This window comes from Mucilaginibacter sp. P1_A3, from assembly GCF_056406855.1.
Genome location: NZ_JBFTZJ010000001.1, coordinates 516,028 through 532,566, shown reverse-complemented (window position 1 = coordinate 532,566; position 16,539 = coordinate 516,028). Strand labels below are relative to the sequence as shown.

Annotated in this window: 7 protein-coding genes; all 7 read left to right on the top strand. The window is 40.4% G+C overall.

Annotated features, from left to right (window positions below; all coding sequences use genetic code 11):
* The first annotated feature begins 11 nt into the window (after positions 1–11).
* The 7 genes from AC1D0K_RS02165 (at position 12) to AC1D0K_RS02135 (ending at position 16,487) form a co-directional block, all read left to right on the top strand.
* The gene (locus tag AC1D0K_RS02165; protein ID WP_477397985.1) at positions 12–2,405 is read left to right on the top strand and encodes an ABC transporter permease; all 2,394 of its coding nucleotides are present in this window, start codon (positions 12–14) and stop codon (positions 2,403–2,405) included.
* A gap of 81 nt (positions 2,406–2,486) precedes the next feature.
* Complete coding sequence (locus tag AC1D0K_RS02160; protein WP_477397983.1) at positions 2,487–3,509, top strand: DUF4097 family beta strand repeat-containing protein; 1,023 nt, start codon at positions 2,487–2,489, stop codon at positions 3,507–3,509.
* Between the two features lie 280 nt (positions 3,510–3,789).
* On the top strand, positions 3,790–6,219 hold the full coding sequence (locus AC1D0K_RS02155) for an ABC transporter permease (RefSeq protein WP_477397981.1): 2,430 nt from the start codon (positions 3,790–3,792) through the stop codon (positions 6,217–6,219).
* A 101-nt stretch (positions 6,220–6,320) separates the two neighbouring features.
* Entirely contained in the window at positions 6,321–8,750 is a 2,430-nt protein-coding gene (locus AC1D0K_RS02150; RefSeq protein ID WP_477442911.1) for an ABC transporter permease, read from the top strand.
* Between the two features lie 95 nt (positions 8,751–8,845).
* Positions 8,846–11,314: an ABC transporter permease gene (locus AC1D0K_RS02145; RefSeq protein ID WP_477442909.1), complete on the top strand. Its 2,469-nt coding sequence runs from the start codon at positions 8,846–8,848 to the stop codon at positions 11,312–11,314.
* Positions 11,315–11,390: 76 nt separating this feature from the next.
* Positions 11,391–13,856 carry an ABC transporter permease gene (locus tag AC1D0K_RS02140; protein WP_477442907.1) on the top strand — a complete coding sequence of 822 codons (2,466 nt, stop codon included), beginning with the start codon at positions 11,391–11,393 and terminating at the stop codon, positions 13,854–13,856.
* 231 nt (positions 13,857–14,087) lie between these two features.
* A complete protein-coding gene (locus AC1D0K_RS02135) occupies positions 14,088–16,487 on the top strand; it encodes an ABC transporter permease (protein WP_477462986.1) in 2,400 nt (799 codons plus the stop codon).
* Positions 16,488–16,539: the final 52 nt, after the last annotated feature.

The window sequence follows — 16,539 nt, the reverse complement described above, 5'->3', positions numbered from 1 at the left end:
TGAACTAACATATGTTAAAGAACCACATCAAAATAGCATTCAGGAGTTTGAGCAGAAATAAAGGGTTTTCCTTTATCAATATTACGGGTTTGGCTGTTGGGCTTGCCGTTTGTATCATGATTATGCTGTATGTAAGTCATGAAATGAGTTATGATAATTTTCACAAAAACGGGAAACGTATATTTGGTTTGCATGCTTCGGTAAAAATTGGCGGCACTATGCTTAACGTAGGGCATATGGGTTACGAAACCGGGCCCATTGTAAAGCAAAACTATCCCGTGGTTGAGAATTATATGCGTACTATGGCCTATTTCAGGCCGGTGATAGTGCATAACCCTGCATCGCCGCAAAATAAATTTTCGGAAAGTAAGCTGTTGTTTGCCGATCAGGGTTTCTTTAAGTTCTTTTCTTTTAAGCTGCTGTCCGGAGATTCGTCATCTGCATTAAAAGATCCATTTTCTGTGGTGATATCGCTGGATATGGCTAAAAAGTATTTTGGCGATGCAAACCCCGTTGGCCAAACGTTGGTGCTTAAAACAGATAGCACCTACACTTATCACATTACCGGCGTTGCCGAAAACGCGCCTTCAAATTCATCTATCGAATATAATTTTATTGCCTCCAACTTAAGCCTGCTCTCTATGAAGGAGGCTTCGTTTTACACAGGGGTTAAGGAAGTAGGGCCAGGTTCGTTCGATCTGTATTTGCTGTTGAAAAACGTTGCCGACACGGCAAGCCTAAAGCGTAACATGCAGGCAAAAGCCAAGTTGGATAAAAACTATGACGACATCAGTTTTTCATATACTCCGATAGCCGACACGCATCTCCAGAACAACTTTGGCGATTCATCCAACATTAAATACCTTAAAATATTTCCTTTGGTTGCCGTGCTAATATTGTTATTGGCATTGGTTAACTACATGAGCCTCTCTACAGCAAGGGCCACGTTAAGGGCGAAAGAGGTTGGTGTTCGCAAGGTATCCGGTGCGAGCCGTAAAAGTATCGCCATGCAGTTTTATGTCGAATCCGCATTGTTTGCGGGTATTTCTTTTGTGTTAGGTTATTGCTTGTGCTATTTGTGTAAACCTTGGTTTTTAAATGTGTTGCAGTTAAAGATAGATAATGCCTTTCTGTATAATCCGATGGTGTTAGGTTTGTTATTTGCTTTACTGGTGCTTACTATATTGATAGCAGGAAGTTATCCATCAATAGTGTTATCAGCATTTAAACCGGTAATAACACTGAAAGGCAAAATGAGCAGGCAGACCGGTGGCAACGCGGTACGCAAGATGTTTACCACATTTCAATTTGCCATATCGGTAGGCTTAATCATTTGCGGTATAATTATCGACAGGCAGCTGTATTATTTTCGCCATGCCGATACGGGTATCAATCGCGATAACACGCTTATGATTCCGGCAGGTACAAACTTATCCAAATCATACGCCGCATTTAAAAAGGATATAGGCGACCTGGCCGGCATAAGCAGTGTGGCTACATCAAATCACCCTATGTTTAAAGGTTATGATATGTTTTTTGTTGATGGAAAACAAAAAGGCGAAACCGTAGGCTTGGTACCCATGATGGTTGATAGTAAGTTTACCTCGCTGTTGGATTTAAAATGGAAACATCCGCCTTTAAACAGCACGGATGTAGCGGGCAAAAACAAAATAGTGATCAATGAGTTGGCTATTGAAAAGCTTCATTTGCCGGCAAACCCGGTAGGTAGTTATGTTGATAATAAAGGAGAGAAACTGGAAGTAGTAGGTGTTATCAAAAATTTTAACTTCACCTCGCTGGCCGATGAATTAAAACCGGTGGTATTATTTACGCTTGCAGATACTACAACGCTTTGGAACAAAAGGGGATGTACACTTTTTGTCAAAATAAAACCACATACTAATTTGCCAACCCTGCTTGGAAAAATGCAGAGGATCTACAAGAAGTATGATCAGGATACCCCGTTTGATTATACTTTTATGGATGATGCATTTAACCAACAATATAAAGCCGAAGACAGACTATCATCTATTTTTAGCTTGTTTACTTATATAACTGTTGTACTGGCTACAATGGGGCTGTTTGGTTTGGCTGCATTTACTATTGAACAACGCACCAAAGAGATAGGGATCCGTAAAATATTGGGTGCCAGCCTTTCAACCATAAGCGCGTTGTTATCAAAAGATTTCCTGAAACTGGTGTTGTTATCTATAGTTATAGCCTCGCCGGTGGCCTGGTGGGCCATGCACAGCTGGCTGCAGAATTTTGCTTATCGTATTGCCATACCTTGGTGGGTGTTTACTGTGGCTGGTGTAATTGCAATGTTTACCGCTATGGTAACCATTAGTTATCATGCTATAAAGGCCGCGTTGGCCAACCCGGTAAATAGTTTAAGATCGGAGTAAGGCTTTTTGAATTATTTTTTGAAACCAGTGCAACGTATGTTCCGCACCTGTCGTCTTATCAACAAACTAAACTAAAACATTATGAAAAAGCACTTACTGTTATTTTTTGTGGCCTGCCAAAGCTGTGTTGTTTTTGCGCAGGACTCCAAAACGCCATACATGACAAAATCCTTATCAGGGAATGCTATAAAAGACGTATTTGTTAATACATCAGGAGGCAGCATAAGCGTAAGCGGTGCAGCCGGAGAAGCGCCTCGTGTGGAGGTTTATATCCAGGGAAACAATGTTATTGGCAGCATATCAAAAGAAGAAATAGAAAAACGCCTGCAAAACTATGAGTTGAGTGTTACGGTTACCGGTGGCGAAGTTCATGCAACTGCCAAAAACAAGCACAATTTCTCAAACTGGAAAAACTCTTTAAGTATTGGCTTTAAAGTATTTGTACCAAAACAGGTTAATACAAACCTGAATACCAGCGGTGGCAGTATCCACATGGATAATTTATCGGGTAACGAAAAATTTGAAACCAGTGGCGGCAGCTTACATGTTGACAAATTAACCGGCATTATTAAAGGCGAAACATCTGGCGGCAGCATTCATGTAAGCAACTCCGGATCCGATATCAACCTTGAAACCAGCGGTGGCAGCATTGAGGCCACCAATTGCAATGGTAAAATTCACCTGGAAACTTCTGGTGGTTCATTACGCCTTACCGATTTAAAAGGCACTATAGATGCAAATACAAGCGGCGGCAGCATCAATGCAAATAACATAGCCGGAGAATTTAAAACAGGAACCTCGGGTGGTAGCATCAATCTTACCAACCTGGCATGCGCACTTGACGCATCTACAAGCGGCGGCAGTTTTCATGCACAATTTAACAGCGTTGGCAAATATGTTAAAGTTGATGTTAGTGGCCATGTTGATTTGTCGCTTCCATCAAAACAAGGTTTTGACCTTGATTTGCGTGCCGATAGGGTAGAAGCAAACTTCACCTCCAACTTTAGCGGAACTAAAGAAAAAGAAAAAATTGAAGGCAAACTAAACGGTGGCGGTTCATCTGTGGTAATCAGGGGCAATCGGATTAATCTTAATCTTAACTAAGATCTATATAAAGTAATTAGGTACGCAAAGGGGGCCTGTTGTTGAACACGACAGGTCCTTTGTGTTTAGTGAATATGCTATTATGTAATAATGTATTGGTTCTTGTAATCAACGTTAGCTTTCTGTATTAAGTTTTCGCTTTTTTTTACACTGTATCGTAAACGTACACCCACTGTTACGCCTGCGTACAGTTGCAAACTATTTAATTATTTAAATAATTGATTATCAATTTATTAAATAATTGGTATGTATTTTAAACAGCATCATATGTAATTACATCATGATGCTTAAAAATTATATTAAAACCGCCTGGCGCAGTTTAAAGCGCAATAAAATATTTTCTTTTATCAATGTATTTGGTCTTTCGGTTGGATTGGCCTGCTGCATGCTGATCACAGCTTACGTTTACAGTGAACTAAGCTATGACCGGTATCCGCAGGGCGCCGACCAGATTTATCGCGTTGGCGTTAAAACGGTTGAAAACGCCGGAGTGAGCGAGTATCCAAATGTAGATGTAGCGGTAGCTAAAGGAATAAAAGATCAGTATCCGCAGGTGGAGGAAATAACCAGGCTAACCGGCCATAAGCCATCATTTATAGAATATGATGGAAAGAAATTTAAAGAAGAGCACCTGCAAATGGTTGACCCTAACTTTTTGCAGATGTTTTCGATCCCATTGGTTGATGGAGATATCAAATCATGTCTTAAAGAGCCTTATAGCGTAGTAATTACCAAAGCCTTTGCGCAAAAGTATTTTGGCAATCAACCTGCGTTAGGTAAATCATTACTTGTTGACGGGGAACCTTACAAAGTTACGGGGCTTATTGATAAAGTGCCTGATAACTCTCATTTTCATGGGGATGCGTTTTTTAGCATGAATAAATATGTAAGGGAGGGAAACCAAACCTGGAGCAACATTGGATTTTTTACCTATATCCGCTTAAATAAAAATGCCGATCCAAAAAAGCTCGAAGCTGCTTTTCCCAATGACCTGGTCAGAAAGTTTGTAGTGCCCGAAATAGCCCATGATATGAACATAAGTACAGCCGAGGCCAGTAAATCGGTAAATACTTTTCTGTTTTATTTACAGCCTTTAACTGATATTCATTTACACTCAGCCACCAAATACGAGATAGAGGCAAACGGGGATATTCATTATGTGTACATTTTTGCTGCATTGGCCATATTTATACTCATGCTGGCCTGTATCAATTTTACTAATCTATCCACTGCAAGCTCGGCAAAAAGGAGCAAAGAGGTTGGTATCCGTAAGGTATTAGGATCTGAAAAAAGCGGGCTTATTTCTCAGTTCCTTACCGAATCGGTATTACTCACTTTGGGAGCCATGATATTTGCTGTTGCTATTGTTTACCTGCTTTTGCCATTGTTTAATGATCTGGCAGGCAAACAAATAGGAATGAGCTTTTTCCTTAATTATAAAGCTATAGTAATTGAACTTTTACTATCATTTGTAGTAGGCGTAATTGCCGGGATTTATCCTGCCTTTGTTTTGTCGGGTTTCCAGATCATTAGTGTGTTAAAGGGAGGCACAGGTAATACAAAAGCAGTGAGCAAAAATTATTTGCGCAGCGGACTTATTGTCTTCCAGTTCGCTGTATCCACCGCACTTATCATTGCCACATTTGTAGTTTACCAACAATTGCATTACATGCAAAATAAAAAACTGGGTTATGATAAAGACCAGGTTTTGGTAATTAATGAAACTTATTCGCTACGCAATAATATCAACGCGTTTAAGCAGGAGCTGCTTCGTAATCCGCAGGTGATCAATGCAACCATATCCAGCAGCGTTCCGGGTACAGGCGGCGGCATTGATGGCACCCAGATAGATGCAAAGGAATTTAATGACAAGGGCGGCCATGCCGAAATTCACACCGATATTTTTCATGTTGATGAAAGTTATATACCTACGCTGGGCATCAAAGTTGTAAAAGGCCGGAATTTCTATCCCTCATATCCCGGCGACTCCATGGCTGTTGTAGTTAACGAGGCCCTGGTACGTGATCTTGGCTGGGGTAAAAGCGACCCGATAGGTAAAACTATTGTCCGTTCGGCAAGGGCTCAGTATACGGTGGTGGGTGTAGTTAAGGATTTTCACTATGTATCTGCCAAGCAAAAAATTGCACCGCTGATGTTATTAAATGGCCATACCATAAGCTCGGTTATGGTTAAAGTAAAAACAAAGGATATTAAGGCTTTGATTGCTGGTATGAGGACTCAATGGGATAATTTTAAACCCGATCTTCCTTTTAGCTATTCTTTCCTTGATGAGAAATTTGCATCACTTTACGCGGCTGAACAGCAAACCGGTAAAATATTCACTGTATTTGCTTTTATAGCGCTCATTATAGCCAGTTTAGGATTGTTTGGCCTGGCAGCATTTATGATCAGGCTGCGGGTTAAAGAGATTGGTATCCGCAAAGTTTTAGGGGCATCAACCGGGAGTATTACTACCATGCTTTCTAAAGAGTTTTTAAAGCTGATCGTAATCGCGTCGCTGATATCATTCCCTATTACCTGGTATGCTATGAATAAATGGCTGCAGGATTTTGCTTATCGTATTAGTATACAATGGTGGGTATTTTTATTAGCAGGTTGTATAGCTGTATTGGTGGCGGCAATAACTATCAGCTTCCAATCGGTAAAGGCTGCTTTGGCAAACCCGGTGAAGAGTTTGAGGAACGAATAAGTTCATTGGTTCATTTAAAAGGGAACTTGATTTAGCAATTAGAATTTAGAGTTTGGGGTTTAGAGTTTAAAAATTAGGATTTAGAATTTAACGATATTATTATGATTAGAAATTATTTACGGAGTGCTATGCGTAACATCACCCGGCACAAATTTATTTCGTTCATCAACATTTTTGGATTAACCGTTGGGTTAGCCTGCTGTATGCTTATTCTGGTGTATATTATTAATGAGCTGAGCTATGATAAGTTTAACAATAACGCCAACGATATTTACCGCGTTACGCGAAGCTTTAATACGGCCGATGGTATTGATAATCTGCACTTGGGGGCTGTAGCGCCGCCGTTTGCGCCCTTGCTTAAAAACGAGTTTTCGGATATTAAAAAGGTTACGCGCATATTGCCCAACCGCGGTGTAACCATCCGCTATAAGGGTAAACTTATAAATGAAAAGGATTCTTATTTTGCTGATGAGAACTTTTTTGATTTTTTTAGCGTGAAAACTGTTGCCGGTGATCCTAAAAGCGCATTAAAGGAACCATATAGTGTAATGATGACCCGGGAGATGGCTCATAAATACTTCGGTAATGAAGACCCGATGAACAAGGAGTTTAGGGTAGATAATCAATATAATTTTAAGGTTACGGGCATATATGAATCATTTCCAGAGAATGCGCAACTTCACCCGCAGATGCTGCTGTCTTTTAATACTTTAAGAGATAGCGTAGTTTATGGGCAAAAAGGGCTGGAGACCAACTGGGGCAATAACTCATTTTTTACATACCTGCTGTTTCCTAAAGGTTATAATGTAGACCATGTAGCTTCACAGTTCCCGGCTTTTTTGGATAAGTATGTTCACTTTCCGGGGCAGCCTGCAAATTACCGGGAATCGAAATTTAGTAAACTACATTTTCAGAAGCTGCTGGATATCCATCTTTACTCGCACCTTGACGATGAATTGGAACAGAACGGTGATATTAAACGTGTTTATATATTTTCGGCAATCGCGCTGTTTATCCTGCTCATAGCCTGTATTAACTATATGAACCTGTCAACGGCCCGCTCCACATTAAGAGCAAAAGAGATCGGGATCCGTAAGGTAATAGGGGCTCAGCAAAAAGAGATCATTACGCAGTTTTTGAGTGAATCGGTACTTATTACTGTTTTCTCGCTGATTTTGGCTTTAGTTATTACCTGGCTCATTATGCCGCTTATTAATAAATTTTCAGGACTTCAACTCTCCTTTGATAGCCTATTGCAGCCACAAATTATCATATCCATTGTTATGTTGCCATTTGTAATTGGTATTATCAGTGGTATTTATCCGGCTATTTTTATGTCATCCTTTAAGCCGGTAAAAGTTTTAAAGGGTATGTTAAAGGTGGGGTCAAGTAATATATCTTTCCGCAAGGTATTAGTGGTTTTGCAGTTTTCTATTTCTATCATCTTAATTATTGCTACAACCATTGTATTTCAGCAATTGAGGTACATGCAACAAAAATCATTGGGATTTAACAAGGATCACATTGTTAGCATAGGCAATTATTTTAACCCCAGTCAGTTTGAGGTTTTTAAAAATGCGGTAATGAAGGAAGGGACGATAAAAGACATCGGCCGCTCCTCAAGAATTCCGTCTGGTCGTCTATTGGATGATCAGGGGATATCTGTTATGCAAGGCGGTACATTACAAGCTGTTCAAGCCGACGTTAAGTATATCAATACAGATTATGGCTTTATTCCAACCTACGGCATGAAAATGGCCGCCGGTCGTAATTTTTCAAAAGAGTTTGGTACCGATACCAACAATTATGTAATAAATGTGTCTGCTTCAAAGGTACTTGGCTGGAAAACTCCGGAAAGCGCCATTGGTAAGGAAATAAGCTATGGCGGTGTAAAAGGAAAGGTTATTGGCGTAGTCAATGATTTTCATTTCGAATCCCTGCACCAAAACATCATTCCGTTGTTAATGCGTATGCCATCGTTCGCCAATAGTAATTATAGCAAACTATCTATAAAAATTGATGGCGCCCATGTTCGGTCGGCCATCAATACATTGGAACAAACCTGGAAAAAATATCAGCCTGAAACGCCTTTTGAATACACCTTTCTGGATGAAAAATTTCAAAAGTTGTATGATAGTGAACAACAGCAGGGCACCCTGTTTACCATATTTGCGTTCATTGCCATATTTATAGCTTGTTTGGGATTATTCGGCTTGTCGGCATTTACCATTACACAAAGGGTTAAAGAGATTGGCGTACGCAAAGTATTAGGCGCCAGCATTCCGCAAATTGTAACCGAACTATCCAGGGATTTTTTAAAACTGGTGCTTATTGCCTCGGTAATTGCCCTGCCGATAGCATGGTATACCATGAGTAAATGGCTGCTTGATTTTGCCTTTCGCATCAGCATCCAATGGTGGGTTTTTGTGATGGCAGGTATCATAGCGGTGATAATCGCTTTTGTAACCATCAGCTTTCAATCGATCAAGGCAGCAACAACAAATCCGGTTAAGAGCTTGAGAAGTGAATAGGTTTGTTCATTGGTTCATTGGTCTTGTTTGAGGCTGATGTGTTAAAGACAAATGCTAAAAACTAATGAACAATACCACTAATGAACTAAAAAGAGATGATAAAGAATTATTTTAAAATAGCCTTACGCAACTTTTGGCGGCATAAATTTTTCACGTTCGTTAATATCATTGGTTTATCCATTGGCATAAGTTCGGCATTGGTTATTTATTTGATCGTTCATTTTGATTTTACTTTTGATAAATCCTATAAAGATAGCGACCGGATTTACCGGATAGTTTCTAATTATACCTATGCCGGCGAACCAGCATATAACCGCGGTGTTTGCGGGCCTTTGCCCGAGGCTGTAAAGACAGAAGTAAGCGGCGTTGCAATTGTTGCCCCGTTTTTCAGCCTGTATCAACCTAATGTGCTTGTACCGGCTAAGTCTGGCGTTCTTGTTAAATTCAAGCTCCAGGATAACGTTGTATTGGCCGACGAACGCTATTTTGAGCTTTTTAACTATACATGGCTCGCGGGGAAAGCAAATACAGCATTTATTGGGCCCAACCAGGTAGTGCTTACTACTGATAAGGCAAAAAAATACTTTCCTAAATTATCTTATAACCAGATGCTGGGGCGGGTAGTGATGTACGATACATTGAGTACAACAGTTACAGGTATTGTTGAACCACTAAAGGGCAATACCGACTTTGCTTCTTCAGATTTTATATCTTATTCGTCGGCGGTAAATAACAACGCGTTAAAAAACGAATTAAGGCCCGAACATTGGGGTGGTACAACTCCGGCCTCGCAGCTTTTTATCAAACTATCTCCAAATACAACAGTTGCGCATGTTGAAAAGCAGCTAAACGAGATACTAAAAAAACATAATCCGCCAACACCCTCAAACAAGGGCAATACCCGCAGTTTTGCTTTACAACAGCTAAACGATGTGCACTTTAATGAGCTTTACGGAACATTTTATAACGGGCGTACAGCCAATAAAACAACCCTATATGGCTTGCTGGCTATAGCACTGTTTTTGATGCTATTGGGCTGTATCAATTTTGTTAATTTAACTACGGCACAAGCGGCACAAAGGGCAAAGGAGATAGGGATCCGTAAAACAATGGGAAGCAGCCGGGTACAACTGATTGTTCAATTTTTAAGTGAAACATTCCTTATCACCTTGTTTGCAGTAATCATTTCAACCATGCTGGCCCCGGCGATACTAAAACTCTTTAAAGATTTTATTCCCCAGGGGATAAAGCTGGATATTTTGGGCCAACCGGATTTGATCGTTTTTCTTTCACTGTTAACTATTGTAGTAAGCATTTTATCGGGCTTTTACCCGGCTGTTTTGTTATCGGGGTATAAACCTGTGTTGGTGCTTAAAAACCAGGCTGCAAGCAATAGCAGCAAAACCCGTAACGCCTGGCTGCGTAAATCATTAACGGTTACACAGTTTGTTATTGCCCAGTTTTTCATCATGGCAACGGTATTGGTGAGCAAACAGATTTATTATGTGTTGCATAAAGATCTCGGCCTTAAAAAAAATGCCATTATTATCATAAACTCTCCGTGGAAAAACCGTACTACCAGCCGTAACCAGGTGTTTTTGAATAAGCTAAACGCACTGCCGCAGGTAGAGCTGGTTAGTATGGGTAAAGATGCGCCGTCGTCAAACAATGGCAACTCAACAGAGGCAACTTACCGGGATGGTAAAAAGGAAATTAAAATGGAACTGAATGAAAAATATGGCGACCAGAACTATATCCACGTTTACAAAATCAAATTATTAGCAGGACGTAACCTGCAGCCGGGCGATACCTCAAAAGCCTTTGTTATCAACAATGCATATGCTAAACTCATCGGGTTTAAAGATCCGCATAAGGCTGTGGGTAAATACATTGATAACTTTAATGGAGATAAAAAAATGCAGATTGTGGGTGTTGTGGCCGATTTTCATGCAGAATCATTACATGCTCCCATTAAGCCTATAGCTATTTTAACAGAGAACAATCATTACAACAACGGTACATTTCATATCGCGCTAAAACCACAATCGACCGGTGGCGGTGACTGGAAAAAAGCTATTTCGGCAATGGAGGCATCCTGGAAGGAAATTTATCCCGAGGATGATTTTGAGTATCGCTTTTTTGATGAAAGCATTGCCAAATTTTATGATCAGGAGCAACATACCTCCACCTTACTAAGCTGGGCAACAGGATTATCTATATTTATCAGCTGTCTTGGGTTATTGGGTTTAGCCATTCATAATACCAATCAGCGTACTAAAGAGATAGGTGTACGTAAGGTATTAGGTGCCACCGTTTCGCAAATTGTTACCCTGTTATCCACCGAGTTGGTAATGCTTATAGCGCTGGCTTTTGTGCTGGTTACCCCACTAGCCTGGTATGCCATGAATAAATGGATGGAAAGTTTTGCCGACCATACCAATATCAGCTGGTGGATTTTTGTGCTTAGCGGAGGAGGGATGCTGTTAACGGCCTTGATTACATCCAGCTTCCAAACGGTTAAAGCAGCTATAGCTAATCCGACAAAAAGTTTGAGAAGCGAATGATTTACTCATTGGTTATTTGCAGGGTTTTAGGATTTTTAAAATTTAGGATTTAGAGTTTAGAATTTAATTTTCAGTCATGATAAAAAACTACTTCAAAATCGCGTTCCGTAATTTCGGGAGGCATAAGCTATTTACGCTGATTAACATTGTGGGTTTATCCATTGGTATTAGCGCCGCATTGGTAATTTATGTTATTGTAAATTTTGATTTTACGTTTGATAAGTTTCACCAGGATGGCGATAAAATTTATCGTGTAGTTACCGAGTATTCCTTTTCGGGCGAAGTGGGTTATAACAGCGGAGTAACAGGCCCCCTTCCAGGTGCCGTCAAATCGGAAGTTACTGGTGTAAAAGATGTGGTGCCATTTTTTGCATTATACCAAACAGATGTGTTTGTACCGAAAGCAGGGGCCCATGTTCCTGTTAAATTTAAAAACCAGAGCGATGCGGTACTTGCAGATGGCCGCTATTTCAATTTGTTTAAATACCACTGGTTAGCCGGTTCTCCTTCAAGCGCATTAAATGAGCCGTATAAATTGGTCATTACTTCAGACCAGGCTAAAATTTATTTCCCGAATATACCCTATAACCAGGTACTTGGTAAAACTGTAATTTTTGATACTATTAAAACAACTGTTACAGGAATTGTACAAACACCTGTACAAAACACAGATTTTTACTTTCGCAATTTTATATCATACAGCACCGGCCTCAGCAATGCCGATCTGAAGGGGAATATGCAATTAACCGAATGGGGCAGCACAACTTCGGCATCGTCATTATTTATTAAACTTGCCGATAACGTGAATGCTGCCAATGTAGAGAAGCAACTAAATGTGTTGCTCAAAAAACATGATCCACCAAAGAAAGAGAATGCCGGGAATAAACAACTGTTTCATCTGCAGCCATTAAATGACCTGCATTTTAACAAAGACTACAGTAATTTTGATAACGGGCGTATTGCCAACAAGACTACGTTATATGGCCTGCTGGTTATCGCCTCATTTTTACTTGTACTGGGTTGTATCAACTTTATAAACCTTACTACAGCCCAGGCCTCACAGCGGGCAAAGGAAATAGGTATCCGCAAAACCATGGGCAGTACCCGTAGTCAGCTTATCAGTCAGTTTTTAAGCGAAACTTTCCTTGTAACTCTTTTCGCGGTAATTATAGCCATGTGCCTTGCTCCGGTGATACTTAAATTATTCAAAGATTTTATTCCAAAGGAGGTAACGATTGATTATATACGCCAAAGCAGCTTAATTTTGTTCCTGGTTGCACTTACTTTTATAGTAACCTTACTTTCCGGATTTTATCCGGCATTGGTGCTATCCGCTTATAAGCCTGTGCTGGTGCTAAAAAACCAGGCTCAGTCGGGGTCAAGTAAAACCCGTAACGCAGTGTTGCGTAAATCGTTAACGGTTATGCAGTTCATAATAGCGCAGTTTTTTATCATGGCTACTATACTGGTAAGCAAACAAATTTACTATGCATTGCATAAAGACCTCGGCTTTAAAAAAGATGCTATCGTGAATATTACCATTCCGTTTAAGAATAAACACGACGGCCTGAAACAAGTGTTTAAAAACAAACTGGCTGGCATTCCACAGGTAGATATGATAAGCATTGGCGGCCCCGCGCCATCGTCTGGCAATACCAATAGCACCGAGATTACCTACAAAGACGGCAGGAAAGAAATAAAAACGGATGTTCAGCAAAAATATGCCGACGAAAATTATATATCGGTTTATCATATCAGGTTGCTGGCCGGCCGCAATATCAGGCAGGCTGATTCGGCAAAAGCCCTTATTATTAATAATACATATGCAAAGGTATTAGGCTTTAAAAACCCCGCCGATGCCATCGGTAAGATGCTGGACTACGACAACCATAAAATTGAAATTGTTGGAGTTGCTGCAGATTTTTACCAGAGGTCGTTACATTCTCCTATTAAGCCCCTAAGCATTTTGATACCGGGGAACAGGTTTGGAAACCGTACTTTTCACATAGCCTTAAAACCACAAACCGCAGGAGGAAATGAATGGAAGAAAGCCATCAGCAGCATAGAAACTGCCTGGAAACAATTATACCCTGAAGAAGATTTTGATTATCACTTTTTTGACGCCGATATCGCCAAATTTTATGACCAGGAACAACATACCTCCACATTACTTACCTGGGCAACCGGCCTATCAATCTTTATCAGTTGTTTAGGTTTATTAGGTTTGGCCATGTATACCACCAGCCTGCGTACTAAGGAAATAGGAGTACGTAAGGTACTCGGTGCATCTGTAGCTCAAATAGTAAGACTGCTTTCAACCGAGCTGGTATTATTGATTGTACTGGCTTTTGTAATAGTAACGCCTGCTGCCTGGTACGCCATGAATAAATGGATGGAAAATTTTGCCGACCGTACAACAATAAGCTGGTGGATATTTGCTGTAAGTGGAGCGGGTATGCTATTAACCGCCCTGTTTACGCTAAGCTTTCAAACAGTAAAGGCGGCAGTGGCTAATCCCGTTAAGAGTTTGAGGAGTGAGTAAAAAGCAGAAAGCGTAAGGCTTAAAGCAGAAAGCTTTTCTGGAAATTAACTAAAAAAATAGCGATGGTTTTACCATCGCTATTTTTTTAGCCTTTAGCCTTTAGCCTTTAGCCTTTAGCCTTTAGCCTTTAGCCTTTAGCCTTTAGCCTTTAGCCTTTAGCCTTTAGCCTTTTTAACACATTTTAACTTCTCATTTAAAGAGTTTTAGCTATCATCGTATAAAGTAAATATTATGATCAAAAACTACTTTAAAATAGCCTGGCGTAATTTATTGAAGCATAAATTTTATACGCTCATCAATATTTTCGGTTTATCATTGGGGGTAGCCTGTAGTATAATATTGTTTCAATTTATTACCTATCACCTCAGTTTTGATACTTACCATCACAATGCAAAATCGCTATATAAAATAGTTACGCAGATACATCTCGAAGATGGCACTACCTTGTATGAACGCGATGCGGCAATGGTTTTGGCCCGGGCCATTAAAACTGAATTACCACAGATAAAGGATGCGGCGGTATTGGTTCAGAAAAGATCATTCACTGTTGCTGTACCACAAAGTAATGGCACAGGCAGAAACCTATTTTATGAAAAAGAGAACGTGGGACTTGCCGATAGCCATTTGTTTAATATACTTAATTATACCTGGCTTAACGGAAATGTAAAAACTGCCTTTAACGATCCAGACAACGCTGTTATCACCCACAAACTTGCTCAAAAGTATTTTGGTACGGATGATGTAGTCGGCCGGGTAATCCGTCTTGATAATAAATACAATTTTAATGTAACCGGAGTACTAAAGGATAATGTAGATAATACTGACTTTAAGTGCGATATGTTTTTATCGCTTACTTCGCTTAAAACACTTTATCCTGATGTTGAAAAGGATTTTCAGAATAGTTGGTATTGGGTAGACTCCCGTAATGTGGTGTTCTTATCGTTGCCGGATAATCTTTCCCCAAAAACCGTGGAGGCAGCCATTGTCAAAGCCGCTGGAAAAGAGGTAACAAAATCCTATTATTTTCTCTTGCAGCCTTTAAACGAAGTTCATTTTGATGGCAGGTATAGCGGTGTGATACAGAAATCGTTGTTAACTACGTTGGGTATTGTGGGCCTATTGCTTATAGTCATCGCCTGTGTTAACTTCATCAACATGGCAACCGCTCAAAGTTTTAAACGGGCTAAAGAGATTGGCACCCGCAAGGTTTTGGGCAGCACGCCATCTGCTATATTTATCCAGTTCATGGCCGAAACTTCGTTAATCGTTTTGTCTGCCGGTTTATTGGCTGTTTTATCGGTATGGCTGTTTTTACCTGTTTTAAACTCCTGGCTGCAAACAACGCTTACATTTAATTTTGCGCATGATGAAGTGCTGTTTGTTTACATAGCCTTGTTATTGGCGGTGATTACTACGGCCGCAGGCTTTTACCCCGCCTTAATATTGAGTCGGTTTAGACCTGTGAACGCTTTGAAGAACCAGGTAGGCGGGCAGTCGCAATCTGCAGGGTTTAGCCGCAAAAGTTTAATCGTTATTCAAAACGTTATTGCGCAGGTACTCATTATAGGCACTATCATTGTTACTATGCAAGTGCGGTATCTTAAAACGGCCAACCTGGGCTTCAATAAAACGGGAGTTATTATGCTGCCACTGCCCGATTTTGACAAGAGCAAAACAGATTTCCTGCGTAACCAGCTGCTGGCCAATCCGGGTATCAGTGCGGTATCTTTTTGTTACCGGGCGCCATCATCAACAGCAGATAAAGGCGGATCAATAAAATACGACGGCCGGGAATGGGAAAAGTTTGTAGGCCGTACCGTAATGGGCGACGCCGGATATGCCAAAACTTTCGGTCTCCATATCATTGCGGGCAGAAACATCTCAGAGGCCGACTCAGCTAAGGAATATTTGGTAAACGAACAGTTGGTACAAAAATTAGGCGTAAAAGATCCGCAACAAATTATTGGCCATAAATTTACTGCCGGCGATCTTAGCGATAAGCCCGGTACAATAGTTGGCGTAGTGAAAGATTTTCATGCCAAATCATTATATAAGGTAATTGAGCCAACCTACATCAGTTCCTTCCGTAGCGCTTATCAATATGCCGGTATCAGAATAGATATGAAAAACCGTGCCGAAGCTTTGACACAGGTACAAAAGGTATGGCAATCTGTATTTCCTGATAATGTTTTTGAATACCATTTCCTTGATGAGCAGATTGCCGATTTTTATCAGAAGGAAGATCTGCTGAACAAACTTATCACATCCAGCACGGTGATCGCTATTTTCATCAGTTGTTTGGGTTTGCTCGGGCTGATCTCTTTGCTCACCATTCAACGTACCAAAGAGATAGGGATCCGCAAGGTGTTGGGCGCATCGGTAACCAGTATTACAACCTTACTTTCTGTAGATTTTATTAAGCTGGTACTTATTGCCGTAGTGGTGGCCTCGCCAATTGCCTGGTTTATGATGAGCAAATATCTGCAGGATTTTGCTTACCGGATAGATATTCAATGGTGGGTATTTGCACTGGCCGCAACTATTGCCATACTTATTGCTTTTGCAACTGTTAGTTACCAATCACTAAAAGCTGCCATGGCCAACCCGGTAAATAGCCTCAGAAATGAGTGACTTTAAGGTGAAAGGTAAAGGGCGAAAGGTAAAAGGTTCTTTTAGGTTAAAT